We start from the raw sequence: 25,984 nt of genomic DNA, 5'->3' as shown, positions 1-25,984 counted from the left end.
TGCGTTCTTCCATCACATCCGGAACACGCCGAAGGCCGGGCGTTCGGGGATCGGGGCGTTGAGCGTTGTCGCTAGCGCCAGGCCGAGGACGTCGCGGGTCTGGGCGGGGTCGATGATGCCGTCGTCCCACAGGCGCGCGGTGGCGTGCCAGGGATTGCCTTCGTCCTCGTAGCGCTGGCGGATCGGGGCCTTGAAGGCTTCGGCCTCTTCCGGGGTCCATTTTTCGGCGTCGCGGTGGACCGTGGCCAGCACGCTGGCGGCCTGCTCGCCGCCCATCACGCTGATGCGGCTGTTGGGCCAGGTGAAGAGGAAGCGCGGGCTGTAGGCGCGGCCGCACATGCCGTAGTTGCCGGCGCCGAAGCTGCCGCCGATCAGGACGGTGATCTTGGGGACCGTCGCGGTGGCGACGGCCGTCACCAGCTTTGCGCCATGTTTCGCAATGCCTTCGGCCTCGTACTTGCCGCCGACCATGAAGCCCGAGATGTTCTGGAGGAACAGCAAAGGCACGCGGCGCTGGCAGGCGAGCTCGATGAAATGGGCACCCTTCTGCGCGCTCTCCGAAAACAGGATGCCGTTGTTGGCGATGATGCCCACCGGCATGCCCCAGATATGCGCGAAGCCGCAGACCAGCGAGGTGCCGTAGAGCGCCTTGAACTCGTGGAATTCGCTGCCGTCGACCAGCCGGGCGATGACCTCGTGGACGTCATAGGGCGCGCGGACATCCTGGGGGACGATGCCGTAGAGGTCGCTCGCGTCGTACTTTGGCGCGCGGGGATCCAGCAGCTTGATGTCGGGGGTAGCGTCGGCGGGCAGGTGGCTGACGATGTCGCGAACGATGGTGAGGGCGTGCTCGTCATTCTCCGCGAGGTGATCGACTACGCCCGACTTGCGCGCATGGAGATCGCCGCCGCCGAGATCCTCGGCCGAGATGACCTCGCCCGTCGCCGCCTTCACCAGCGGCGGGCCGGCGAGGAAGATCGTGCCCTGCTCGCGGACGATCACCGTCTCGTCGGACATGGCGGGGACATAGGCGCCGCCCGCCGTGCAGCTTCCCATCACGCAGGCGATCTGGGGAATGCCCTTGGCGGACATATTGGCCTGGTTGAAGAAGATGCGGCCGAAATGGTCGCGATCGGGGAAGACTTCGGCCTGGTGGGGCAGGTTGGCGCCGCCCGAATCGACCAGATAGATGCAGGGCAGGCGGTTCTGCTCGGCGATCTCCTGGGCGCGGAGATGCTTCTTGACGGTCAGGGGGTAATAGGTGCCGCCCTTCACCGTCGCGTCGTTGCAGACGATCATGACGGTGCGGCCCGAGACGCGGCCGATCCCCGCGATCATGCCGGCGCCGGGCACTTCGCCTTCGTACATGTCGCAGGCGGCCAGCTGGCCGATTTCGAGGAAGGGCGAGCCGGGATCGAGCAGCCGCTCGACGCGGTCGCGGGGGAGGAGCTTGCCGCGCGCGGTGTGGCGTTCGCGGGAGGCTTCGCTGCCGCCCAGCGCCGCCTGCGCCACATCGGCGCGCAGGCGATCGGCGAGCGCGCGATTATGCGCGGCATTGGCGCGGAAAGCCTCGCTATCGGCCGAGACCTTCGTGTCCAGCACCGGCGCGCTCATAAATAGGGCATCCTTCCTGTCCTAGTTTTCGTTTCTCCTACACCGGCGCGGCAGCGATTGGAAGGTGCTGGCGCGGGGCGGGAAGCGGGTGTAGCTGCGCTGCCATACAGCACATCACGAGAGGGACGTGGGATGAAGCGTGGCACCATGATGCTGGCCATATTGCTGGCGACGACGGCCTGGACTTCCGGCGGCGTGGCGAGCGATCGCGTGGTGGCGGTCGATCCCGATACGACCGGCATCGATGCCAACGTGAAGCCGGGCGACGATTTCGACCAATATGCCAATGGCGGCTGGCGCGCGAGGACCGAGATCCCGGCCGACCGTTCGAGCGTGGGCATCTTCCTGGAGGTGTTCAACAAGGCCGAGGCGAACAATGCCGCGATCATCGCCGCCGCGGTGAACGCCAATGCCGCACCGGGCAGCGACACGCGGCGCATCGCCGACTGGTATCGCGGCTTTACCGATACGGCGGGGATCGAGGCGCGCGGGCTGGCGCCGGTGAAGGCCGAGCTGGCGGCGATTGCGGGGCTGAAGGACAAGAAGGCGCTTTCGGCGATGCTGGGCGGCAACGTCCGTGCCGATGTCGATCCGCTCAACGCCACCAATTTCGAGACGACGAACATCGTCGGCATCTGGGTGGCGCAGGGGCTGGAGCAGTCCGGCACCAATTTTCCCTATGTGCTCCAGGGCGGGCTGGGGCTGCCCGACCGCGACTATTATCTCTCGGCCGATCCCGAGATGGTGAAGATCCGCACCGGCTACAAAGCCTATATCGCGCAGTTGCTGACGCTGGCCGGGGTGAGCGATCCCGCCGCGCGGGCGGAGCGCATCTTCGCGCTGGAGACGAAGATCGCCCAGGTCCATGCCGATCGCGTTTCCAGCCAGGACGTCCACAAGGCCAACAATGTCTGGGGCAAGGGCGATTTCGCCGCCAAGGCGCCGGGGATCGACTGGGATGCCTTCTGGAGCGCGGCGCAGCTTGGCGGGCAGCAGCAGTTCGTCGTCTGGCATCCGGGGCCCGTGGCAGGGCTTTCGAAGCTGGTGGCGGGCGAGCCGCTCCAGGCGTGGCAGGACTGGCTGACCTTCCATCGGATCGACGACGTGTCGAGCGTGCTGCCGGCGGCGATCGACAATGCGCATTTCGAGTTCTTCAGCCATACGCTGAACGGCGTTCCCAAGGCGCGCCCGCGCGACAAACGGGCGATCGCCAACGTCAACAGCTGGCTGGGCGACGCGGTGGGGCAACTCTATGTGAAGGACTATTTTCCGGCTTCGTCCAAGACCGACATCCAGCAGATGGTGAAGGGCATATTGGCGGCGTTTGACGCCCGTGTTGCCAAGCTCGACTGGATGGCGCCCGCGACCAAGGCAGAGGCGCGGCGTAAGATCGAGACGATGCGCGTCGGGGTGGGCTATCCCGAGACCTGGCGCAGCTATGCTTCGCTGGAGGTGAAGGCGGACGATCCGGTCGGCAATCTGCGCCGCGCCGAACTGGCCGAATATCGCCACCAGCTCGGCAAGATCGGCAAGCCGGTCGATCGCGGCGAATGGTGGATGACGCCGCAGACGGTGAACGCGGTCAATCTGCCGCTGCAGAACGCGCTCAACTTCCCGGCGGCGATCCTCCAGGCGCCCTTCTACGATCCCAAGGCGGATGCGGCGACCAATTACGGCTCGATCGGTGCGGTGATCGGGCATGAGATCAGCCACAGCTTCGACAATACCGGCGCGGACTTCGATGCGAGCGGCACGCTGCGCAACTGGTGGACGCCGGCGGACCTGGAGCATTTCGAGGCGGCGGCGGGGGCGCTGGCGGACCAGTACAGCGCCTATGCGGTGCTGCCGGGGCTGCATTTGAACGGCAAGCAGGTGCTGGCCGAGAATATCGCCGATGTGGCGGGGCTGACGGCGGCCTATGAGGCGTATCGCGCCTCGCTGGGCGGCAAGGCGGCGCCGGTGATCGGCGGGCTGACCGGCGACCAGCGCTTCTTCCTGGCCTTTGCGCAGAGCTGGCGCGAGAAGCAGCGCGAGCAGTCGCTGCGCGCCGAGGTGGCGACCGACGGCCATGCGCCGGGGCGCTGGCGGGCGATGACGGTGCGCAACCTCGACGCCTGGTATCCGGCGTTCGACGTCCAGCCGGGGCAGAAACTGTACCTGGCGCCGGACAAGCGCGTGAAGATATGGTGAGATAGGACGACGAACATAGGAGGGGATATGCGCTGGTTTCGGATTGCGTTTGCCGCCGCGGCTCTGGCTGCGACCGGGGCGGCGGCGCCCTCGCCGGATGCGTGGACGCCGGCCTGGACCGCGAGCATGTGGCAGGCGACCAATCCGGACCAGCGCGTTTTGGTCGAGAACGCCACGATCCGCGCCGCGGTGCGGGTCGGGATGGGCGGAAGCAAGCTGCGGCTGCGGCTTGCCAATGAGTATGGCGCGGCGCTGGCGATCGGCGCGGCGACGGTACGGATCGCAGGCGGGCCGACGGTGCGGGTGACGTTCGACGGGCAGGGCTCCACGCAATTGCCCCAGGGGGCACCGCTGGTGAGCGATCCGGTGGCGTTGCCGGTCAGGGCGTTCGACGTGGTGGAGGTCTCGCTGTTCCTGCCGGAGCGGGCCGAGATCGAGACGGTGCACGACGCGGGCGGCCAGCCGACGCAGGTTTCCGGCCCCGGCGACCATAGCGGCGGCGACTTCGTGCCGGCGCGGACCACGCGCTTCCGGCCGCTGATCGCCGGGATCGACGTGCTGGGGGCGAAGGCGCGGCCGGTGGTGGTCGCCTATGGCGACTCGATCACCGACAATACCGGGTGCGCCAATGATGCGGTGCCGATCTGCCGCTGGGGCGATGTGCTCGGGCGGCGCTTCGCCAGGGCGGGGATGCCGCAGGTGGTGGTGACGCAGGCGATCTCGGGCAACCGGATATTGGCGACGGGCGCGGGGCCTAGCGCGCTTGCCCGGTTCGATCGCGACGTGCTGGCGATGCCCGGCGTGACGCATGTCGTGCTGCTCGAAGGGATCAACGATATCGGCAATTCGGGGCTGGAGCGGAACGGGGTGAAGAATCCGGAGGTCACCGCGGCGCAGTTGATCCAGGGCTTTCGCCAGCTCGTCGAGCGCGCGCATGGGCATGGCATCAAGGTGATCGCGATGACGATCCTGCCGTTCGAAGGCGCCAAATATGCGCGGCCCGAGGGCGAGGCGATCCGCGTGCGCGTCAACGACTGGATGCGCAGCTCGGGCGAGCTCGATGCCGTGATCGACATGGAGAAGGTGGTTGGCGATCCGGCCAATCCCCGGCGGCTGGCCGATGCGCTGCAGTTCGGGGACAATCTCCATCCGAATGCGGCCGGCGAGACGAAGATGGGTGAGGCGATCCCGTTGGGGTTGTTTCGGTAGCTTGTAACTCTCCCTCTCCCGCTTGCGGGAGAGGGCCGGGGTGAGGGTGAGTCGGGTGAAGGTGCGATCGAGAGTGCGTTGCGCTGAGCCCTCACCCAACCCTCTCCCGCAAGCGGGAGAGGGCTATAGGTCAGACTGCGCCGATCAGTTCGCGGCCGATGAGCATGCGGCGGATTTCGTTCGTTCCCGCGCCGATATCGAGCAGCTTGGCGTCGCGGAGAAAGCGTTCGACCGGCCAGTCCTTGGTATAGCCGGCGCCGCCCAGCGCCTGGACCGCTTCGCCGGCGACGCGGAAGGCATTCTCCGAGGCGAGCAGGATCGCGCCGGCCGCGTCGAAGCGGGTGGTGCGGCCGGAATCGCAGCTCTTGGCCACGGCATAGACATAGGCGCGGGCCGAATTGAGCGCGACATACATGTCCGCCACCTTGGCTTGCATGAGCTGGAAATGGCCGATCGCCTGGCCGAACTGCTTGCGCTCGCGCAGATAGGGCAGGACCACGTCGAGGCAGGCCTGCATGATGCCGAGCTGGATGCCGGCCAGTACGGTGCGCTCGTAATCGAGGCCCGACATCAGCACGCCGACGCCGCCGTTGAGCGGCCCCATGACGTTTTCCTCGGGCACCTCGCAATCGTCGAACACCAGTTCGGCGGTGGGGGAGCCGCGCATGCCCATCTTGTCGATCTTCTGGCCGATCGAGAAGCCGGGCATGTCCTTCTCGATCAGGAAGGTGGTGATGCCGCGACTGCCTTCGCCGGTCTTCGCATAGACTACGAGGGTATCGGCGTAAGTCGCGTTGGTGATCCAGAATTTCGTGCCGTTGAGGATGTAGCCCGTGTCGGTCTTCTCGGCGCGGAGCTTCATGCTGACCACGTCGGAGCCGGCCCCGGCCTCGGACATGGCGAGGCTGCCGACATGCTCGCCGGAGACGAGCTTGGGGAGGTATTTCGCCTTCTGCTCAGGGGTCGCCCAGCGGCGGATCTGGTTGATGCAGAGATTGGAATGGGCGCCATAGCTGAGGCCGATCGAGGCGGACGCGCGCGACACTTCCTCGCAGGCGATGACATGTTCCAGATAGCCGAGGTTCAGGCCGCCATATTCCTCCTCCACGGTGATGCCGTGCAGGCCGAGCTCGCCCATTGCGGGCCACAGGTCGCGCGGGAACCAGTCCTCGGCGTCGATCTTCGCCGCCAGGGGAGCGATCTTCTCGCTGGAGAAGCGCCGCGTCGTATCGCGGATCATGTCGGCGGTTTCGCCGAGGTCGAAATCCAGGGTCGGTTCCATCGTCATCCTCTCAGGCGGTCACGATCATCCCGTCGCGCACCGCTACCGGCCAAGCCCTTAGCCGCGCGCCGGCGCAAGGGCCACCCACGCAGACGCCGTCCTCGATGCGGTAGAGCGCGCCGTGCCAGGAGCATTGGATGAGGGCACCGTCCTCGGTGAGATACTGGTCGAGCTGCTGGGCGAGGGGGAGGGCCATGTGCGCGCAGCGATCGACATAGCCGTGGACGGTCTCGCCCCAGCGCACGACGAAGCCGTGGAAACGGCCGGCGCGCATCTCCAGGACGAAGTTGCGGGCCTTGCCGTCGGGGACGAGGGCGAGAGGGCCGAGGATGACGTTGGGTGGGGTTTCGGAGAGGTGCTGCACTCAATTCCTCCCCGGAACGGGGAGGGGGACCGCGCCCGCAGGGCGTGGTGGAGGGGCGCCGTCGAAGACGGCGGCTTCGCCGCCGCCCCTCCACCATCCTTCGGATGGTCCCCCTCCCCGTTCCGGGGAGGAATTCATGGGAGCCTGGCCTTGGGGAAGCCTTTCCATGCCGCGTCATAGTCGGGCTGGGCGTGGTCGAGGGCGTGTTGGGTGGGCCTGTAGGGCCAGCAGGTCTCGACCATGAAGGCCATGGTGCCTTCGATCCTGTGGGGCTTGAGATCGGCGTTGGTCGCGCCCTGCCAGCTCGTCAGATCGGGGCCGTGGCCGGCCATGAGGTTGTGGAGCGAGAGGCCGCCGGGGGCGAAGCCCTCCGCCTTGGCGTCGTAGGCGCCGTGGATCAGGCCCATCGCCTCGCTCATCACGTTGCGGTGGAACCAGGGCGGGCGGAACGTGTCTTCCGCCACCATCCAGCGGGGCGGGAAGATCACGAAATCGGCATTGGCGCGGCCCGGCACGTCGCTGGGCGAAGTGAGCACGGTGAAGATCGAGGGATCGGGATGGTCGAAGCTGACCGTGTTGATCGTGTTGAACCGGGCGAGATCGTAGCGCCAGGGCGCGAGATTGCCGTGCCAGGCGACGACGTCGAGCGGGCTGTGGTCGAGCGTGGTCGTCCACAGGCTGCCGAGATATTTCTGGACCAGTTCGAACGGTTCGTCGTTATCCTCGAACCAGGCGGTGGGGGTCTCGAAGTCACGCGGATTGGCGAGGCCATTGGCGCCGATCGGGCCGAGATCGGGGAGGCGGAACAGCGCGCCGTGGTTCTCGGCGACATAGCCGCGCGCCTCGCCGTCGGGGAGCAGCGCGCGGAACTTGCACCCGCGCGGGACCAGCGCGATCTGGCCGGGGGCGATGTCGATGCGGCCGAGCTCGGTGAGGAGCGTCAGGCGGCCGGCCTGGGGGATGAACAGCAGTTCGCCGTCCGCATCCATGAAGACGCGGGCGTCCATGTCGCGATTGGCGGCGTAGAGATGGACCGCGACGCCCTCCAGGTCCGCGGGATCGCGGTTGACGAGCATCGTCGTCATGCCGTCGATCAGGTTGGTCGGCTCGGACGGGCCGGGGATCGGATCCCAGCGCAGGCGATTGGGGGGCAGGGGATGGCCCACCGTGCCAGGGGCGAAGTTTGCAGCACCGTCGTAACGCGTGAAGGGCGGATGCTCGGCGCTGGGGCGGAGGCGATAGAGCCAGGAGCGGCGGTTCTCGTGGCGGGGCGCGGTGAAGGCGGTGCCGGAGAGCTGCTCGGCATAGAGGCCGAAGGCGGGCCTTTGCGGCGAGTTGCGGCCGATGGGGAGCGCACCGGGAACGGCTTCGGTGGAGACGTGGTTGCCGAAGCCGGGGAAATAATCGGGCATGGCCGCTTCCTAATCGCTCTTCGCTGGCCGGAGAAGTCGGATGAGGGAGAGGCGCGGTGGCGCCGTCTCCCTCATCCTCCTGCGGTTCCCTCTCCCCATGGGGAGGAGAGGGAAAATTTGGGGCCGGGTTGGTCCCGGCTCTCCCCTCCAAACTCTATCAACCGCCATCCCGTCGGTCCCGGCAAAGCCGTGCCCTATGGGCTCGCTTGCCGTGCCGTCCGGTCGACGGCGGGCGCCTTCGCGCTGCATCGCGGATCAAGCGTCGACCTTGATTACCCCGCGCCGGATCTGATCCAGCTCGATACTCTCGAACAGCGCCTGGAAATTGCCGTTGCCGAAGCCTTCATTGCCCTTGCGCTGGATGATCTCGAAGAAGATCGGGCCGAACATGTTCTCGGTGAAGATCTGGAGCAGGATGCCCTCTTCGCCGATATTGCCGTCGATCAGGATGCGATTGCGGCGCAGGCGTTCCAGATCCTCGCCATGGCCGGGGACGCGCTTGTCGACCAGCTCGTAATAGGTCTCGATCGTGTCCTGGAGGCGCACGCCCCTCGCACGGAGCCGCTCGACGGTATCGAAGATGTCGTCCGTGGTCAGCGCGAGGTGCTGGATGCCCTCGCCATGATATTCGCGGAGGAATTCCTCGATCTGGCTCTTGTCGTCCTGGCTCTCGTTGAGCGGGATGCGGATTGCCTTGTCGGGCGCGATCATCGCCTGGCTGAACAGGCCGGTGGCCTGGCCCTTGATGTCGAAATATTTCTGCTCCTCGAAGCCGAAGAGCGTCTTGTAGAAGTCCGACCACACCCGCATCTGGCCGCGCCGGACATTGTGGGTGAGGTGATCGAGCAGGTCGAGGCCGACATTGTTCTGCGCCTCGGCTTCCTGCCAGCCGGGGATCTCGGCCCAGTCGGCATAGAGATCGATGCCGTCCTGGATGAAATAGAGGTACGAGCCGCCGATGCCTTCGATGACGGTGTCGTCCTCGATCGTGGGCTGCGCGCCGTGATCGAGCGCCCAGCGCATCGCCAGCCTGGGATCGGCGACGCGGAACGCCATCGCACTGGCGGAGGCGCCATGCTCGTTGCGGAACTGCGCGACGCGGCCGTCGGCATCGCGATTGAGCATCAGGTTGATGCGGCCCTGCTTGTAGCGGGTGATGTTCTTGCTGAGGTGCCGGTGCGTCGGCACGAAGCCGAGCTGCTCGAACTGGCGCGCCATCGCGTCCGGATTCGGGGAGGTGAACTCGACGAACTCGAAGCCGTTGAGGCCGAGGGGATTCGCGGGATCGGTCATGGGGCGGTTCTACCGCTGGCCGGCTAATGGTGTCAATTGATACTAGTTGCGGCGGCGATGCCGGAGCGGTGAGTTGTGGCTTCCGGTGAGATAAATGGCGAACTTAAGGCTTACAGCCCCTCGCCGCCCACCCAGTGCGCGTTCGAAAGGCGGCGGGCGACGTTCCAGGTCTGGGTGCGGATGTCGGGCACCGCGACGATTTCCCAGAAGGCGCCGCGCGTCATCGGGCCGAGCGCGTAGAGCGTGCGATTGGGGCTGCCGTCCGCGGCGATCGTCTGGCCCTGATTGTCGACGTCGATGCCGAGATGGCCCGCGTCCGGGCGGATCAGGCCGCGTGCGGCCAGGCGCTGGAGAAGGGGCTCCTCGGTGCGCTCCAGGTCGCCCAGGGGACCGGTGCAGTTGACGATGCGCTGGGCGAGCAGCGTCTCGGTCGCGTCCTGGCCGCGGCGGCGGAAGGCGACCTGGATGCCGTCCGCGCGCTCCTCGAAGCCGAGCGTCTTGCCGGCGACGACTTCGAGCTGGCCGCGATCGAGGATCGCCTGGAGGCGTGCATGGACCTCGGGCGCGAGGCGGTGGCGGTGGACGTCCCACCAGGGGCGCAGATGGCGGAGGAAGCGGGCACGCTCGTCCTCGCTGGCATTGCCCCACATCGCCTGGGTAAAGGGGCGGAGCTCATCCACGGCGTTGCGCCAGCCGATCACCTTGCCGCGCCGGCGGACGGCGTGGAGCAGGTCGGATGCGGAAAGGGCGGGGCGCTCGGCGATCTTCTGCCAGTCCGAGCCGGGGGCGTGCGGGCGTGGGAGCAGGCCACGGCGCGAAAGGGCGACGATCCTGCCGCGGAAACCGCGCGCGTCGAGCAGCAGCACGACATCGACCATCGTCAGCCCGGTGCCGATGACGAGGACGGTATCGTCGTCGGAGAGGTTTTCGGGGACGCTGGGATCCCAGGGGTCGCCCTTGTAGCGCGTCGGCGAGAGCGCGTCGGGGTCGAGCCCAGGCGGCGTGTGCGGCGGGAGATTGCCGACCGCGAGCACGGCCGCATCGGCTTCGATCGTGCGGTCTTTCAGGACGACATGCACGCCGCGATTGTTCGATTCGAGATCCACCACTTCGCCACGGACCAGCGTCAGCCGGCCGTTGGAGGTGCGCAGCGCTTCCTCCAGCAACTCGCGCAGATATTCGCCGAAGGTCACGCGGGGGATGAAGGCGGTGGCGGCATCGGCCATGCCGCGCGCCTCCAGCCAGCGGACGAAATGGCCGGGATCGTCCGGAAAGGCGCTCATGTTCGCGGCGCGGACGTTCAGGACGTGGCTGGGATGCGCGGCGCCATAGGCGAGGCCGGTGCCGGCCACGGGTGCGCGCTCGATCAGCGTGGCGCGGGGGCCGTCGTGGCGGAGCAGGTTGATCGCCTGCAGCGTGCCCGAAAACCCCGCGCCGATAATGGCGACGTGATCGATCAGATTTCGTACTCGATCTGCCACTCGGGTTCCTGGAACGCCGGGCGGGACTGGGCGAAGGCGGGCTGGCGCGCCTTCATCTGCATGTAGAGCTTCTTGACGCGATCGCTGGCGGTGCGCGGGAAGACGGCCGGCACGATCGCATGGAGGAGGCATGCGGCGCCCCCGACGATCATCGTGAACCCGAAGCGCGCCGCCGTCGCGGCATGCTCGGCATAGCTCTCGCCGACGCTGCGCGGGTGGGAGAGGAAGATACGGTCGATCATGCGCGCTGATTACGCTGCGGCGAGGCTCCTGTGAACCCTTTCAGGCTTTGCAGTTGCGCCGGGCTGTGGTTGGTTGCCGGCGACAAGGGGAGAGGGCATGGCCGAAGAGACGCTGCCGAAGCATCACCGCGCGACGCAGAGCGAGAAGCTGGTGATCGCCGCTTCCTCGTTGGGTACGGTTTTCGAATGGTATGATTTCTACCTGTACGGGCTGCTCGTTTCCAACATCACCGCACATTTCCTGACCGGGCTCAACGAGACGACGGGGTTCATCTTCGCGCTGGGGGTGTTCGCGGCCGGCTTCGCCGTGCGGCCGTTCGGCGCGCTGGTGTTCGGGCGGATCGGCGACCTGGTGGGGCGCAAGAACACCTTCCTGGTCACGATGGGGATCATGGGGCTCTCGACCTTCTGCGTCGGCCTGCTGCCCGGATTCGACATGATCGGGCTCGCGGCGCCGTTCATCCTGATCGCGCTCAGGCTCCTGCAAGGGCTGGCGCTGGGCGGCGAATATGGCGGGGCCGCGACCTATGTCGCCGAGCATGCGCCCGAGGGGAAGCGCGGCCTCTATACGAGCTGGATCCAGACGACCGCGACGCTGGGGCTGTTCGCCGCGCTGCTGGTGGTGATCGGCACGCGCGCGGCGATGGGCGAGGCGGCGTTCGCCGACTGGGGCTGGCGGGTGCCGTTCCTCGTCTCGATCGTGCTGCTCGCGGTCTCGATGTGGATCCGGCTCCAGCTCGCCGAGAGCCCGGTGTTCCAGAAGATGAAGGCGGAGGGGAAGACTTCGAAGGCGCCGCTGAGGGAATCCTTCGCCAAATGGGGCAACCTCAAGCTGGTGCTGATCGCGCTGTTCGGCGCGGTGATGGGGCAGGCGGTGGTCTGGTATGCCGGGCAGTTCTACGCGCTGTTCTTCCTGGAGAAGATGCTGAAGGTGGACGGCGTTACCACCAACATGATGATCGCGATCGCGCTGGTGATCGGGACTCCGTTCTTCGTGTTCTTCGGCTGGCTGAGCGACCGGATCGGCCGCAAGCCGATCGTGCTGACCGGCTGCGCGCTGGCGGCGATCACCTATTTCCCGCTGTTCGGCGCGCTGACCCAGGCCGCCAATCCGGCGCTGGCCGCGGCCCAGCGCAACGCGCCGGTGCGGCTGGTGGTCGATCCGGCGCATTGCTCGGTGCAGTTCGATCCGATCGGCCGGAACGTTTTCGACGAGCGGACCTGCGATATCGCCAAGGCGTTCCTCGCTAAGGCGGGCATACCCTATGCGGCGGCGGCGTGGCCGCGCGATCCGGATGCGGGCGTCGCGCCCTCACGGACGCAGTTGCTGATCGGCGGCCGGCTGGTGCTGGAGATGGACGACGGCACCTTGCTCGATCCGGCGACGCGCAAGGACGTGGTCAAGCAATATCAGGCGACGATGCAGGCATCGCTGGGCGCGGCCGGCTATCCGGCCAGGGCCGATCCGGCACAGGTGAACAAGCCGCTGGTGATCGCGATCCTGACCGCGCTGATCCTGATGGTGACGATGGTCTATGGCCCGATCGCGGCGATGCTGGTCGAGCTGTTCCCCAGCCGCATCCGCTACACCTCGATGTCGCTGCCCTATCATATCGGCAATGGCTGGTTCGGCGGGTTCCTGCCGGCGACCGCCTTCGCGATGGTCGCGGCGACGGGGGATATCTATTACGGCCTCTGGTATCCGGTGGTGGTCGCCGCGGCGACGGTGGTGATCGGGGTGTTCCTGCTGCCCGAGACCTTCCGGCGGAGTATCGACGATTAGGGTGGGTCGACATTCCCGCGACGAAGATCAGTCCGCGTGAAAGCTTCCTCCGTCACCCCGGCCGAAGTGCCGGGGTCCACCGAGATGCTGGGAGAGCAGCTAGAGGCGTGAGGGGCTCTCTGGAGGATGGGTGGACCCCGGCACTTCGGCCGGGGTGACGAAGAGAAGAGGCTGGCAGCCGGCCCATCCTACCCCAGCTTCGCGATCGTGGCGGCCATCGCGGTCACGTCGACATCGTCGCCTTCGGTCGCGACGGTTTCGGTCAGGTGCGCCTTGAGCAGATCGAGCAGCGGCATGGGCTGGCCCACAGTCGCGGCGGCCTCCCCGGCGAGGCGCATGTCCTTCAGGCCGAGCGGGGCCGCGAAGCCGGCGGGGCGATAGCGCTGCTCGGCGATCATTGGGCCGTAGATCTTGTGGATCGTGCCGTCGAAGATCGTGCCCGAGAGGACTTCGAGCATGCGGTCGCGCGGCACGCCGCCGCGCTCGGCGAGCGCCATCGCCTCGCCATAGGCTTCGACGGTCGACATGATCATGAAGTTGCCGGCCAGCTTGACGAGGTTCGCGGCGGAGGGCGTGCCGCCCACGCGGAACACGGTGCGGCCGATAACGTCGAACAGCGGCTGGGCGGCATCGATCGCGTCGGAGGCGCCGGCGGCGACGATCCAGAGCTGGCCGGCCTCGGCGACTGGCGGGCGGCCGAAGACGGGGGCGGAGACGAAGCGCTGGCCGCGCTCCGCGTGGAGGCCGGCGGCGCGATCGGCGGCGGCGACCGATATCGTGCTGTGCGAGATGTGGAGCGCGCCCGCGGGAAGCCCGGCGAGCAGGCCGTCCTCGCCCTCCATGACGGTGGCGAGCGCCGCGTCGTCGGCGATCATCGAGAAGATCGCATCGGCGCCTTCCGCCGCCTCGCGCGGCGAGCGGGCCAGCACCGCGCCTTTGGCGACCAGCGGCCCGGCCTTTTCGGGCGAGCGGTTCCAGACATGAAGTTCATGGCCTGCCTTCAGCAGATTGGCGGCGATGCCGGCACCCATCTGGCCCAGGCCGAGAAATCCGAGTTTCATGCCGCGTCTCCTTTCCCCATGTCCCTAGTGGCGGAGCCGGTGTGGGAGCAAGCCGGCTATTGCACCGATTCGAGGAAGGCGCGGATGATCCGGGTCGTCTCGACCGGATTCTCCTCCATGATCCAGTGGCCCGAGCCGTGGACGATCGCGGTCTGCACATTGGGCGCGGCGGCGCGCATCACTTCGGCCATGGTCGATCCGAACGACTTCTCGCCGCCGACGCCGAGGATCGGCATGGGCAGCCGCGCGCCGGTGGCGAGCCAGGCGCGGTTGTCGATCGCGTCCTGATCGAAGGCGGCGAACTGGGCGAAGCCGGAATGCATCGCGCCGGGAAGCGCGTAGAGCGCGGCATAATGCCGGCGGGCGGCTTCGGTGAAATGCGCGGGATCGGCGGAGAATTCGTTCCAGAAGCGATCGAGATAGATGCGCTCGCGGCCCGCCACCAGGCGCTCCATGTCCGGCCCGCCGAAGCGGAAATGCCAGAGCAGCGGGTTCTTGAGGATCTCCTCCCAGGGGCCGATGCCGGGCACCGGCGCGTCGATCAGCGCGAAGGCGCGGACCTGATCCGGATGCTGCGCGGCGAAGGCGAAGCCGACCATGTTGCCGATGTCATGGGTGACGAGATCGATCCGCGTGACGTGGAGCTCGGCGAGCACGCCGGCGAGATCGCCCGCCTGGGTCTTCTTGTCGAAGCCGCCCGCGGGCTTGGAGGAGAGGCCGAGGCCGCGCAGATCGGGGACGATGACGAAATGATCGCGCGCCAGATCGGCGGCCATCGGGATCCACATGTCGCCGGTCTCGCCATAGCCGTGGAGCAGCACGACGGCCGGCCCCTTGCCCCCGGTGCGGACATGGATCGTCGCGCCGTTGGTGGCGATGTCCTGGCTCTTGAAGCCGGCCGGGAAATCGAAATTCTGGGCGGAGGCGGGAATCGTCGCGAAAAGCCAGGCGAGAATCGCCGAGAGAATCAGGCGCATGGGAAACCCCTTTCTGCTGGGTGTCGCCACGCTAGGCGCGTTCGGCCGAATCGCCATCATCCTAAAGGGTGAGCGCATCGTCCCTTCGGCGCGCCTATGTATCTCGCCCGAACGTGGATTTGGGGCGTTTCGTCTATCGTCCATTCATGTAGTCAGGCGTAGCGGGCGCGATCGAGGGCGCGAAAACTGGGCGGCAGGCGGGATCTCGCGACGATTTCCGGGTGCCGCGTGAGGGCAATGCGATGATTCAACCTGTTCAGGCGCAACGTCGCTTCCGGATCATCCCGCGCGGCTGGAAGGGATGGACCGCGCTCGCCACCGCCATATTCGCAGGAGCGGTCCTGGCGCTGTATGCCGCCGCGGGTTTCTTCGATCGCGATCCGATCCACCTGTTCGGCATCGAGGGCGGGCGCAAGCCGGTGGCGGCGGTCTATTTCTCCGGCGACATGGGGTTACGCTTCGGCATGGGCCCCTATGTCGCGGGCGCGCTGGCCAAGGCGGGCGTGCCGGTGCTGGCCGTGAGTTCCTCGACTGCATTCGCGACGCATCGCAGCCAGGAGGAGGTCGATGCGATCGTCGCCGATGCCATGCGCGACACGCTCAAGCGGACCGGCGCGCAGCGGCTGATCGTGATGGGGCAATCCTTCGGCGCCGACATGGTGCGCGTGGGGCTGGTGTCGCTGGCGCCGGACCTGCGCGCGCGGATCGCGGCGGTGGTGCTCGTCGTGCCGGGGGAAACCGCCTATTTCCGTGCCGATCCCACCAACATCGCCTATCACGGCACGCCCGATGCCGATGCCTCCAGCACGCGCAAGCTCGATTGGGTGCCGATCACCTGCATCCGCGGCGAACTGGAGCCCGACAGCCTCTGCCCGCTGATGCTGACGCCGAACGTGCGGCGGATCGCGCTGCCGGGCGGGCATTTCCTGAACAACGATCACGATCTGCTGGTGCGGACGATCTTCGCCGCGCTCGGCACCCTTGTTCCCGAACCGATGGAGCCTTCGAAATGAGAGTGTTGGCCTTGCCCCTGCTGCTGATCGGCGCCGCGACCGCGGCCTGGGCGGCCCCGCCCGTCGCCGACACGCCGATCGGCACCTGGGAGAACCCGAAGCACACGATCGCGGTGCGCGTGGAGCAATGCGGCAACGAGCTTTGCGGCAAGATCGTCAACGCCACGCCCGAGGCGATGGCGGATGCGCGTGAAGCCGGCGTGACCAACCTGATCGGCACGCAGTTGCTGCGCGACTATCGCCCTTCGGGCCGTCAGCGCTGGTCCGGCACCGTCTATGTGCCCGACATGGGCCGCAGCTTCTCCTCGCACATCGTCCAGAGCGCGCCCAACACGCTGCGCATCTCGGGCTGCCTGATCGCGGGGTTCCTATGCAAATCACAGGACTGGACACGAGTCTGACCGGCGCAGCCGCCCGTCCCGGCGGCCGCATCGCCGCCCTTGCCAAGCGCAACCGCCGCCTGCTGATCGGGCTGGCGATCCTGGCGGTCGCGCTGCTGGGGTTCGAGGCGCTGCGCTCGATCCTGGCCGAGGTGCATCTGAAGGACGTGCGCCACGCGCTGCACGCGATCGGACCGGACCGGATGGGGATCGCGCTGGTGCTGACGGCGTGCAGCTATCTGGCGCTGACGCTGTACGACTGGTTCGCGGTGCGCACGATCGGCAAGCGGCTCAAATGGCGGACGGCGGCGCTGGCTTCGTTCACCAGCTATACGCTCAGCCATAACCTGGGGCTGTCGCTGTTCACCGGCGGATCGGCGCGGCTGCGGGCCTATTCGGCGGCGGGGCTGGAGTTCGCGGACGTCGCGCGGATCACGCTGATCGCCTCGGGCACGTTCTGGGCCGGGATCGTCGCGGTGACTTCGGTCGCCCTGCTGTTCGCGCATCTGCCGATCGACATCGGCGTGTTCCAGCTGGGGCCGAGATTGCAGCATGCGATCGGTGCCTTGTTCGTCGGCGCGATCGTGCTGGTGGTGGCGCTGAGGGCGCGGGGCCTTCGCGAGCTGCGGATCGGCGCGGCGAGCATGCCGCTGCCGGGCGCGCGGACGATGCTGGCGCAGATCGCGGTGGCGGCGTTCGATCTGGCCTGCGCGTCGGGCGCTCTGTTCGTGCTGGTGCCGCATGCCGATCCGGCATTGTTCGGCAGCTTTTTCCTTGCCTATGCGCTGGCGGTCATCGTCGCGATGATTACGCATGTGCCGGGCGGCGTCGGCGTGTTCGAGGCGACGATCCTGGCGCTGGTGCCGATGGCGAGCAGCGACCTGTTCGCGGCGCTGCTGCTCTATCGCGTGATCTATTACCTGCTGCCGCTGGGCGTTGCCGGGGGCATGATGATCGGGCTGGAGGGGCATCGGCTGCGGCACCCGCTGGCGGCCGGGCTATCGGCTGCGCAGCGCGTGGGACAGGCGCTGGCGCCTTCGCTGGCGGCGCTGCTGGTATTCGGCGGCGGGATCGTGCTGCTCGTGTCGGGCGCGCTGCCCGCGGTGCATGGCCGCATGCTCTCGCTCGAGGGCATGTTGCCGCTGCCGTTCGTCGAGACTTCGCACTTCGTCGCGAGCCTGGTGGGGACGGCGCTGCTGCTGACCGCGCCTGCCCTGCAGGCACGGCTGCGCAGCGGCTTCCTGGCGGGGCGGGCGCTGCTGCTGGCGGGCGCGCTGTTCTCGCTGCTCAAGGGCTTCGACTATGAGGAGGCGATCGTGCTGCTCATGGTCGCGGGGCTGCTGCAATATAGCCGGCCGGCCTTTTACCGGACGACGGGGATCGGCGCGGCGCCGTTCGCGCGCTGGTGGTGGGCGGCGGCGCTGATCGCGCTGGCGCTGAGCATCTGGGCGGGCTTCTTCGCCTATAAGCACGTGACGTATTCGGACGCCCTGTGGTGGGATTTCGCGTGGCGGGGCAATGCGCCGCGCTTCCTGCGCGCCTCGCTGGGGGCGACGATGCTGGTCGGCGGCTGGGCGTTCTGGCAGCTCATGTCGGCGGCGCCGCGCGCGGGCGGACGGGACACGCTGCCCCCGGATGTCGCCGAACGCGCCATCGCGGAGTCGGGCAGGGCGGATGCGATGCTCGCCTTCACCGGCGACAAGGACTTCCTGGTCTCGCCGGCGGGCGACGCCTTCCTGATGTATCGCGTGCAGGGGCGCACCTGGATCGTGATGGGCGATCCCGTCGGCCCGGCGGCGGCCTGGCCGGAGCTGATCTGGGAGCTGCGGCGGCGCTGCGACGCGGCGCGCGGGCGGCTCTGCCTGTTCCAGGTGAGCATCGACATGCTGCCGCTCGTCGTCGAGCTGGGGCTCCAGCCGATGAAATATGGCGAGGAGGCAATGGTCGACCTGCGCGGCGGGTTCGAGCTGGCCGGTGCCCCGTACAAGTCGCTGCGGCATTCGGTGAACAAGGCGGTGGCCTCCGGCATCAGCTTCGAGGTGATCCCGGCGGCCGAGGTGCGCGCCCATGGCGAGGAGCTGACCCGCGTTTCCGACGCCTGGCTGGCGCGCAAGCCGGGGGCGGAGAAGGGGTTCAGCCTGGGGCGGTTCGACCTCGATTACCTCTCGCGATCCGATTGCGCGGTGCTGCTGCAGGGCGGCGCGATCATCGCCTTCGCCAATATCTGGGCGACGCCGAACCGCGAGGAGATGTCGATCGACCTGATGCGGCATTTGCCCGATACACCCAACGGCACGATGGACTTCCTGTTCGTGCGGCTGCTGCAATATGGTGCGGCGCAGGGGTTCGAGCGGTTCAACCTGGGGCTGGCGCCGCTGTCGGGGCTGATGGGCGGGCCGCTGGCGCCGATCTGGTCGCGGCTGGGCGCTGCGGTCTATGGCCATGGCGAGCGGCTCTACGGCTTTTCCGGGCTGCGGGCGTTCAAGGCGAAGTTCGGCCCCGTCTGGGTGCCGCGCTATATCGGCACCTCGCCGGGGCTCTCGGCGCCGCGCGCCTTGATCGATCTCGCCGCGCTGGTGGGCGGCTGATATTTTCGAACTCCCATTTTCCTTCTTGTATATACAAATTGCGCGGCTAGGATGCTGCACGAGCGAAAAGATCGCCATGTAGTCCGGGTCGCGCGGTTCTCCCGCCCGATCCGTGCTCGCCGGACAAGATCTTGCGCAGGCGCAGGGGTTTCACGGGCAAAGGGAGACAAAGCAAATGCGCAAGTTGAAGACCGGGGTCGCCATTCTCGCCATCGCCTTGGGCGCCGGCATGGCCGCCGCCCAGGAAGTGCCGACGCCGAAATCGGTGCTGGGCCATGACGTGGGCGAGGATCGCTATCTCGCACGCTACGAGGAAGAGGTCGCCTATTTCCACAAGCTCGCGGCGTCGAGCAACCGCATCAAGATGTTCACCGCGGGCAAGACCACGCAGGGCAAGACGTTCGAATATGCGGTGATCTCATCGCCCGAGAATCTCGCCAAGTACGAGCATTACAAGGAAGTCTCGCGCCGCTTGGGCGATCCGCGCGGGCTGAGCGACGCCGAGGCGAAGGCGCTGGCCAAGGACAGCAAGATCATCGTCCATATCGACGGCGGCATGCACGCCTCCGAAGTGGCCGATCACCAGCTTCCGATGGCGCTCGCCTACAAGCTGCTCTCCGCCAAGAACGACGCCGAGATCGACAAGATTCTGGACGACGTGATCCTGGTGCTGTGGCCGACGCTGAACCCGGACGGCCAGGACATGATCGTCGACTGGTATCGCAAGTATCTGGGCACGCCCTATGAGACGAGCCGGATGCCGTGGCTGTATCAGGAATATGTCGGCCACGACAACAATCGCGACGGCTACATGCTCAACATGATCGAGACTCGCGCGGTGAACTCGGCCGAGCAGGAATATTCGCCGGTCATCTGGTATTCGCAGCATCAGACCGCGCCGTTCCCCGCGCGCATCTGGATGCCGCCTTTTGCCGATCCGGTCTCGTCGAACATCAGCCCCTATATGCGCATCTGGACCAACGCGATCGGCACCAACATGATGGCGCGCTTCGAGAAGGAGCAGAAGCCGGGCGCGATCGCGATGGCGCGGTTCGACAACTGGTATCCGGGCTTCCTCGACTACATCCACGTCTTCCGCAACACGATCTCGTTCTTCACCGAGACCGCGCACGACAGCGCCACGCCCAAGACCTATGACGTCAAGGACTTCCCGGACAACATGAAGGATCTGAAGGCGCAGATCTGGTATCCGGACCCCTGGAAGGGCGGCGAATGGCACCTGAAGGACTCGGTGGACTATATGGTCACCGCGTCGATGTCGGTGCTGGAGACCGCGCAGAAATATCGCGAGACGCTGCTCTATAACCGCTACCAGGCGGGCCGCGACGCGGTGAAGCTCTATTCGACCGAGGGGCCGTTCGCCTATGTCATCCCCTCGGGCCAGGCCGACATGCCCGAGGCGGCCTCGCTCGCGCAGCTCATGATCAGCCATGGACTGGACGTACACCAGCTCAAGAGCCCGGCGACGATCGGCGGCACCAGCTATCCGGCGGGCTCGTTCGTCGTGCTGATGGCGCAGCCTTTCGCGGGCCTCGCCAAGGAGCTGTTCGAGCCGCAGAAATATCCGGACGCGATCATGGACGGCGACGGCAAGCCCGTCGACCTGCCCTATGACGTCACCGGCTGGACGCTGCCGATGCAGCTGGGCGTGAAGGTCGATGCGGTGAAGACGCCGCTCGATGCCGGGCTGTCCGACGCGCTGGTGAAGGTCGCCAAGGCCGATGCGCCGGCGGGCGGCGTGACCGGGCAGGGGAGCAGCTATGTTCTCAGCCGCAAGGTCAACGGCAGCTTCAAGGTGCTGAACGCCGTGCTCGCGGCCGGCGGCAAGGCGAGCTTCGCGGCCGGATCGGACGAGTCGATCGTGGTCTCGGGGATCGACCGCGCCAAGCTGGAGAAGATCGTGACGCCGCTGGGCGTGACCGCCACGGCCGTCAGCCAGGCGCCGATGGGGCAGGTGGTCCGCAAGGGCCGGGTAGGCCTCTATCGTCCCTGGGGCTCGAACATCGACGAGGGCTGGACCCGCTGGGTCTTCGAGCAATACGGCTTCGGCGCGAAGAGCGTCTACAACGCCGATGTGAAGGCCGGGCTGGCGGGCAAGTACGATACGATCGTCCTGCCGGACATCAGCGGCGGCCGCCAGGTCGCCGCGGCGACGACGGCGCCGGTGGCGGGTGCGGCCCCGCAGCGTCGGGGATCGATCGGCGCGCTCATCAACGGCTTCAGCGAGAAGGAAGCGCCTGCTCCCTATGCCGGCGGTATCGGCGAGGACGGCGGCGCGGCGCTGAAGAAGTTCGTCGCGGACGGCGGCACGCTGGTCGCGATGAACAACGCCTCGGACGCGGTGATCGACCTGTTCGACCTGCCGGTGACCAACATCCTGAAGGGCGTGAAGAGCGACGAGTTCTTCTGCTCGGGTGCGCTGCTCCAGATCCTGCTGGAGCCGGGCACGGCGGCCTCGGCGGGCATGCCCACCGATCCGATCGTGATGTTCGAGCGCAGCCCGGCCTTCGCGCCCAAGGCCGGCTTCAACGGCAAGATCCTCGCGTCCTATGCGGCCAGCGGCAATCCGCTGCGCAGCGGCGTGCTGCTCCACCCGGAGAAGATCCAGGGCAAGGCCGCGGCGATGGAAGTGCCCTATGGCAAGGGCAAGATCTATCTCTACGGCTTCGAGCCGCAGTGGCGCGGCCAGTCGCATGGCAATTACAAGCTGCTGTTCAACCTGATGTACGCACATTGAGAGGGAGGGGGCGTCCGTGAGGCGCCCCCTTTTCGCTTTGGTGGATGTCCCCGCACCGAGTTGCGGGTCGACTGAAGACTGGTGGAAATCCGTGGGTCCGGCAGGATGCCGTTGACCGGCCGGTTGACTCATTTGACTCCATCACGCGTGAGTCTTTCCGCGCGGCGCGCGCTTTCCAGATGCTTCGACGATGAGAAAGAGCCGATCCTTGGGGTCGGCTCTCAAATCCTATTTTTCAAGGGGCCGCGGCGCGGATTGGTGGGTGCCGCGTGCGGTAAAATTCCCACGGCACCCCGGCCGAAGTGCCGGGGTCTACGTATCCGCGAGAGAACCCCTCACGTTTCCAGAGTCGGATTCAACCGATTGGAATCGGTTTCCCCGGCGAAGGCCGGGGCCCAGTCGCGAGGCATTGGAGGCGTCATCCTGCCGTCTCGACTTCGTGGAAACTGGGCCCCGGCCTTCGCCGGGGAAAAGTGTTTCAACATCGGTGGATCAGGCTCCAGGGGCTCTCCCAGCCGCACGGTGGACCCCGGCACTTCGGCCGGGGGACGATTGGGGTGGGGTTTATGCTGGAGGCGCGACCGCCGATCGGTCCCGGAAAGAACCGGGCAGCCTCAATTGATCTTCGGCAGCCTCGTGAGGCCGCTCCGCCAGCGGCGGCCGGTGCGGCCCGGCGCGCGGCTGCGGGTTGCGATCGGGAGAGCGATCGGTTCCTGCACGGGCGGGCGGGCGCCATTGCCGATGGGCTGGTCCAGCCCCTCTGCCTGCAGCGCCCAGAGCCGCCGGAAGGCGCCGCCCTCGCGCAACAGGCGCAGCGGCGGGCCGTCCTCGACCACGCGGCCGTCCTCGACCACCAGGATGCGATCGAACGCGACGACCGTCGACAGGCGGTGCGCGACCGCGAGCACGGTGCGGTTCGTCATCAGCGCGTCCAGCCCCTGCTGCACTTCGATCTCGGAGCCGGTGTCGAGCGCCGAGGTCGCCTCGTCGAGCAGCACGATCCGGGCATCCTTCAGGAAGGCGCGGGCGATGCCGATGCGCTGGCGCTGGCCGCCCGAGAGATTGGTGCCGCGCTCGCCGACGATGCTGTCATAGCCCTCCGGCATCTCGCTGATGAAGGCGGCGCAATGGGCGGCCTCGGCGGCGCGCTGGACTTCCTCGTCGGTCGCGTCGGGGCGGGCGAAGCGGATATTCTCCAGCACCGAGCGGTGGAACAGCAGCACTTCCTGCGGCACCACCGCGACCGCGGCGTGAAGGCTGTCCTGCGTCACGGCGTCGATCGCCTGGCCGTCGACCAGGATCCGCCCCGCCTGGGTCTCGTAGAGGCGCTGGACGAGCTGGAGGATGGTCGACTTGCCGGCGCCGGACGGGCCGACGATGCCGACCTTCTGCCCGGCGGGCACGTCGATCGAGACGTCGTGCAGCACCGGGCGGTGCGGATCATAGCCGAAGGTGATGTTCTCCAGCCGGATCGAGCCCTCGCTGGGCTTCAGCGGACGCGCGTTCGGCGCATCGGGAAGCGCATGGGGCACGCCGATGATGTCGAGCGTCTCGCCCAGATAGCTGAACTGCTGGCTGGTATCGATCAGCGCCATCGCGAGATCGCGCGAGCCGTTGAGCATGCGGAAGGTCATCGCGCTGATGACCACCACGTCGCCCGCGGTGATCGCGCCGGCGGACCAGCGGCTGATCGCCCAGAAGAGCGTGCCGCCGACGAGCAGGATCAGCGCGATGTCGTGCAGCCCGCGGACGCGCTCGACGAAGAACCAACCGCGGCGCTGCGCGGCCGCTTCCTTCTCGAAATAGCCGCGCAGCCGATCGAGCTCGCGCGGGCGGGCGGCAAACGCCTTCACCGCCCAGATATTGCCGATCAGGTCGACCAGCTCGCCGCTGCTGTTGCCCGCCTGGCGCGCGAATTCCTTGTGATAGGCATCGCCGCCCAGGCCGAGCCGCACCAAAGTCGCGCTGACCGTCACGAACACCAAAGCGAGCACGATCGCCATGCGTGTGTCGATCGACAGGAAGATGAGCAGCGCGCCAGCGAAGGAGATCAGTGGCGGCGCGATCTCCATCAGGATGCGATGGACCAGCGCGCTGAACGAGCCGGTGAGCGCGCCGACACGGTGGCCGAGCGAACCGGCGCGCTGGTTCTGGAAGAAGGAGAGCTGGTGCCCGGTCAGATAATCGAACATGTCGAGCCGGATGCGTACGCCGGTCGAGACGGTCAGGCGGCAGAGCAGCATCGCCGAGGCGCGCAGCAGCCCGCTTTCCAGCGCGACCAGCCCGACAAAGGCGATCAGCGCCGTCTCGACCTGGCCCAGCGCATGGGCCGGCCCGGTCATCGCATCGATGAGCAGCTTCATGGCATATTGCACGCCGACCTGGCTCGACGAGCCGAGGACCACGATCAGCGTGAGGAGCGCGAAGCCGAGCGGCCGGGTTGCGACATAATGCGCGAGAAAACGTATGGGACTGGCAAGAAACGGCAATGGTTCGACCCTTATTGGTCCATTCTAATTTTGCGGCGCAGCAGACCCTTGGACGGAAAGAGCGGTGCCTGCATGAACCCCGAATGAACCTTTCGTGCCGACCGGGCAGGAGGTGGGCCTGTATCGGTGAGCCGGTCGACCAATTGCATGTCGGGCCGACTGATGCAGCCGGTTTACGGCTGGGGTGTTTCCCGCAATTTGCGGCTTTTCGCGGCGCTTCGGATCGAAACTGCCCAGATTCGGGCGCCGGCCGGGCCGTGGAGGGCGGCGGTTTCGCCCTGTGCGAGGTGCAGCGCATCCATCGGTTCGAGCGCCAGATCGTTGCAGGCGATGCCGGCATCGGCGGCGATCACCAGCGCTTCGCCGGTCACGATCTGTGGCAGTGTGAGCAGGCGCAGCACGTGACGGCAACGCTCGCGGCGGCTCATCACGTTGAGATCGGTGGAGGGGGCGGCGATGCGCGCCGCGACGGGATCGGCACCGTCGAAGACGATCGGGGCCGATCCCTCGGTCAGCGTCTCCTCCCAGTCCGGCGCGGTCAGGACGACCGGGCCGCCGGACAGGAGGACGAGTGTCCGGTCGATGCCGGGAAACGCCGAGAACGGCCCGTCGGCATCGATCCGGGCGATGCTCACGCGCCAGTCGAAATCGGCGATGCCGGCGCCTTCGGGAGAGGCCGCGACCTCGGTCGTCACCCCGCCGCCGTTCCGCCACGGCATGGCCGTGCGAGAAGCGGCGGGGAGCAGGCGCATCAGCCGAGGATGCCGGGGAGGTCGAGGCCTTTCTCGCGCGCGCAATCGATCGCGATCTCGTAGCCGGCATCGGCGTGGCGCATCACGCCGGTCGCGGGATCGTTCCACAGCACGCGGCCGATGCGGCGTGCGGCGTCCTCGGTGCCGTCGGCGACGATGACCATGCCCGAATGCTGCGAGAAGCCCATGCCGACGCCGCCGCCATGATGGAGCGACACCCAGGTCGCGCCGCTGGCGGTGTTGAGCAGCGCGTTGAGCAGCGGCCAGTCGGACACGGCATCGGAGCCGTCCTTCATCCGCTCGGTCTCGCGATTGGGCGAGGCGACCGAGCCGCTGTCGAGATGGTCGCGGCCGATGACGATCGGGGCCTTGAGCTCGCCCTTGGCCACCATCTCGTTGAAGGCGAGGCCCAGCCGGTCGCGATCGCCCAGGCCGACCCAGCAGATGCGCGCGGGCAGGCCCTGGAAGTGGATGCGATCGCGCGCCATGTCGAGCCAGTTGTGGAGATGCCCGTCGTCGGGCAGCAGCTCCTTCACCTTGGCGTCGGTCTTGTAGATGTCTTCGGGATCGCCCGAGAGCGCGGCCCAGCGGAACGGCCCCACGCCGCGGCAGAAGAGCGGGCGGATATAGGCGGGGACGAAGCCGGGGAAATCGAATGCGTCGGTGACGCCTTCCTCCAGCGCCATCTGGCGGATGTTGTTGCCGTAATCGACCACCGGGATGCCCATCTTGTGGAAATCGAGCATCGCGCGGACATGGACCGCCATCGAGGCGCGGGCGGCCTTGTCGACCACCTCCGGATCGGCGACGCGCATCTTGTCCCACTGGTCGAGCGTCCAGCCGAGCGGGAGATAGCCGTTGCGCGGATCGTGCGCGGAGGTCTGATCGGTGACGGCATCGGGGCGGATGCCGCGGCGGACCATCTCGGGATAGACGTCCGCCGCATTGCCGAGCAGGCCGACCGAGACCGGCTTGCCGGCTGCATGCGCTTCCTCGACGATGGCGAGGGCTTCCTCGATCGTGGCGGCCTGGCGATCGAGATAGCCGGTCTTGAGGCGCATCTCGATCCGCGAGGGCTGGCACTCGACGGCGATGC

Annotated in this window: 19 protein-coding genes; 7 read left to right on the top strand and 12 right to left on the bottom strand. The window is 67.4% G+C overall.

Features of this window, described 5'->3' with window-relative positions; genetic code table 11:
• Positions 1–12: 12 nt before the first annotated feature.
• On the bottom strand, positions 13–1,614 hold the full coding sequence (locus HB724_RS07250) for a carboxyl transferase domain-containing protein (protein WP_213980249.1): 1,602 nt from the start codon (positions 1,612–1,614) through the stop codon (positions 13–15).
• 132 nt (positions 1,615–1,746) lie between these two features.
• On the opposite strand from HB724_RS07250, the gene HB724_RS07245 reads away from it, so the two are divergent.
• Together HB724_RS07245 and HB724_RS07240 are read left to right on the top strand one after the other, a co-directional pair.
• Positions 1,747–3,804: a M13 family metallopeptidase gene (locus tag HB724_RS07245; RefSeq protein ID WP_213980248.1), complete on the top strand. Its 2,058-nt coding sequence runs from the start codon at positions 1,747–1,749 to the stop codon at positions 3,802–3,804.
• A gap of 27 nt (positions 3,805–3,831) precedes the next feature.
• Positions 3,832–5,013, top strand: a complete 1,182-nt coding sequence (locus tag HB724_RS07240) for an SGNH/GDSL hydrolase family protein (protein WP_213980247.1) — start codon at positions 3,832–3,834, stop codon at positions 5,011–5,013.
• 130 nt (positions 5,014–5,143) lie between these two features.
• On the opposite strand, the gene HB724_RS07235 is transcribed toward HB724_RS07240, so the two are convergent.
• The 6 genes from HB724_RS07235 to HB724_RS07210 all read right to left on the bottom strand — a co-directional run bounded on the left by HB724_RS07235 (position 5,144) and on the right by HB724_RS07210 (position 11,087).
• Positions 5,144–6,295: an isovaleryl-CoA dehydrogenase gene (locus HB724_RS07235; RefSeq protein ID WP_275956455.1), complete on the bottom strand. Its 1,152-nt coding sequence runs from the start codon at positions 6,293–6,295 to the stop codon at positions 5,144–5,146.
• A 10-nt stretch (positions 6,296–6,305) separates the two neighbouring features.
• Positions 6,306–6,659 (bottom strand): Rieske (2Fe-2S) protein, encoded by a 354-nt coding sequence (locus HB724_RS07230; RefSeq protein WP_346344687.1) that lies wholly within the window; start codon positions 6,657–6,659, stop codon positions 6,306–6,308.
• Between the two features lie 134 nt (positions 6,660–6,793).
• Positions 6,794–8,071: a homogentisate 1,2-dioxygenase gene (gene hmgA / locus HB724_RS07225; RefSeq protein WP_213980245.1), complete on the bottom strand. Its 1,278-nt coding sequence runs from the start codon at positions 8,069–8,071 to the stop codon at positions 6,794–6,796.
• Positions 8,072–8,326: 255 nt separating this feature from the next.
• Positions 8,327–9,364: a 4-hydroxyphenylpyruvate dioxygenase gene (hppD, locus tag HB724_RS07220; RefSeq protein ID WP_213980244.1), complete on the bottom strand. Its 1,038-nt coding sequence runs from the start codon at positions 9,362–9,364 to the stop codon at positions 8,327–8,329.
• A 110-nt stretch (positions 9,365–9,474) separates the two neighbouring features.
• The gene (locus tag HB724_RS07215) at positions 9,475–10,824 is read right to left on the bottom strand and encodes an FAD/NAD(P)-binding protein (RefSeq protein WP_213980316.1); all 1,350 of its coding nucleotides are present in this window, start codon (positions 10,822–10,824) and stop codon (positions 9,475–9,477) included.
• Positions 10,821–11,087 carry a DUF6356 family protein gene (locus HB724_RS07210; RefSeq protein ID WP_213980243.1) on the bottom strand — a complete coding sequence of 89 codons (267 nt, stop codon included), beginning with the start codon at positions 11,085–11,087 and terminating at the stop codon, positions 10,821–10,823. Before HB724_RS07210 ends, HB724_RS07215 begins: the two co-directional genes overlap by 4 nt.
• Before the next feature lie 97 nt (positions 11,088–11,184).
• On the opposite strand from HB724_RS07210, the gene HB724_RS07205 reads away from it, so the two are divergent.
• Entirely contained in the window at positions 11,185–12,870 is a 1,686-nt protein-coding gene (locus HB724_RS07205; protein WP_213980242.1) for an MFS transporter, read from the top strand.
• Between the two features lie 188 nt (positions 12,871–13,058).
• Here HB724_RS07205 and HB724_RS07200 read toward each other — a convergent pair whose 3' ends face one another.
• A complete protein-coding gene (locus HB724_RS07200) occupies positions 13,059–13,931 on the bottom strand; it encodes an NAD(P)-dependent oxidoreductase (protein ID WP_213980241.1) in 873 nt (290 codons plus the stop codon).
• A gap of 56 nt (positions 13,932–13,987) precedes the next feature.
• Positions 13,988–14,908 (bottom strand): alpha/beta hydrolase, encoded by a 921-nt coding sequence (locus HB724_RS07195; RefSeq protein ID WP_213980240.1) that lies wholly within the window; start codon positions 14,906–14,908, stop codon positions 13,988–13,990.
• A 242-nt stretch (positions 14,909–15,150) separates the two neighbouring features.
• Here HB724_RS07195 and HB724_RS07190 point away from each other — a divergent pair, with 242 nt between their 5' ends.
• From HB724_RS07190 to HB724_RS07175, 4 genes are all read left to right on the top strand, one after another.
• Positions 15,151–15,921 (top strand): AcvB/VirJ family lysyl-phosphatidylglycerol hydrolase, encoded by a 771-nt coding sequence (locus HB724_RS07190; protein WP_213980239.1) that lies wholly within the window; start codon positions 15,151–15,153, stop codon positions 15,919–15,921.
• On the top strand, positions 15,918–16,322 hold the full coding sequence (locus HB724_RS07185; RefSeq protein ID WP_213980238.1) for a DUF2147 domain-containing protein: 405 nt from the start codon (positions 15,918–15,920) through the stop codon (positions 16,320–16,322). The genes HB724_RS07190 and HB724_RS07185 overlap by 4 nt, the downstream gene beginning before the upstream one ends.
• Positions 16,292–18,889 carry a bifunctional lysylphosphatidylglycerol flippase/synthetase MprF gene (gene mprF, locus HB724_RS07180; RefSeq protein ID WP_213980237.1) on the top strand — a complete coding sequence of 866 codons (2,598 nt, stop codon included), beginning with the start codon at positions 16,292–16,294 and terminating at the stop codon, positions 18,887–18,889. Before HB724_RS07185 ends, mprF begins: the two co-directional genes overlap by 31 nt.
• A gap of 175 nt (positions 18,890–19,064) precedes the next feature.
• The gene (locus HB724_RS07175; RefSeq protein WP_213980236.1) at positions 19,065–21,647 is read left to right on the top strand and encodes a M14 metallopeptidase family protein; all 2,583 of its coding nucleotides are present in this window, start codon (positions 19,065–19,067) and stop codon (positions 21,645–21,647) included.
• A gap of 614 nt (positions 21,648–22,261) precedes the next feature.
• On the opposite strand, the gene HB724_RS07170 is transcribed toward HB724_RS07175, so the two are convergent.
• The 3 genes from HB724_RS07170 to hutU all read right to left on the bottom strand — a co-directional run.
• Positions 22,262–24,136, bottom strand: coding sequence for an ABC transporter ATP-binding protein (locus tag HB724_RS07170; protein ID WP_213980235.1), 1,875 nt, complete (start codon positions 24,134–24,136; stop codon positions 22,262–22,264).
• A gap of 173 nt (positions 24,137–24,309) precedes the next feature.
• Positions 24,310–24,855 carry a HutD family protein gene (locus HB724_RS07165; RefSeq protein ID WP_213980234.1) on the bottom strand — a complete coding sequence of 182 codons (546 nt, stop codon included), beginning with the start codon at positions 24,853–24,855 and terminating at the stop codon, positions 24,310–24,312.
• 32 nt (positions 24,856–24,887) lie between these two features.
• Positions 24,888–25,984 (bottom strand): urocanate hydratase (hutU, locus tag HB724_RS07160; RefSeq protein WP_213980233.1); only part of this gene is annotated, 1,097 nt, incomplete at its 5' end.

Source organism: Sphingomonas sp. dw_22 (assembly GCF_018449795.1).
GTDB lineage: Bacteria > Pseudomonadota > Alphaproteobacteria > Sphingomonadales > Sphingomonadaceae > Sphingomonas.
Note: the sequence above shows the minus strand (reverse complement) of the source record. Positions and strands in the feature narration are given on the sequence as shown.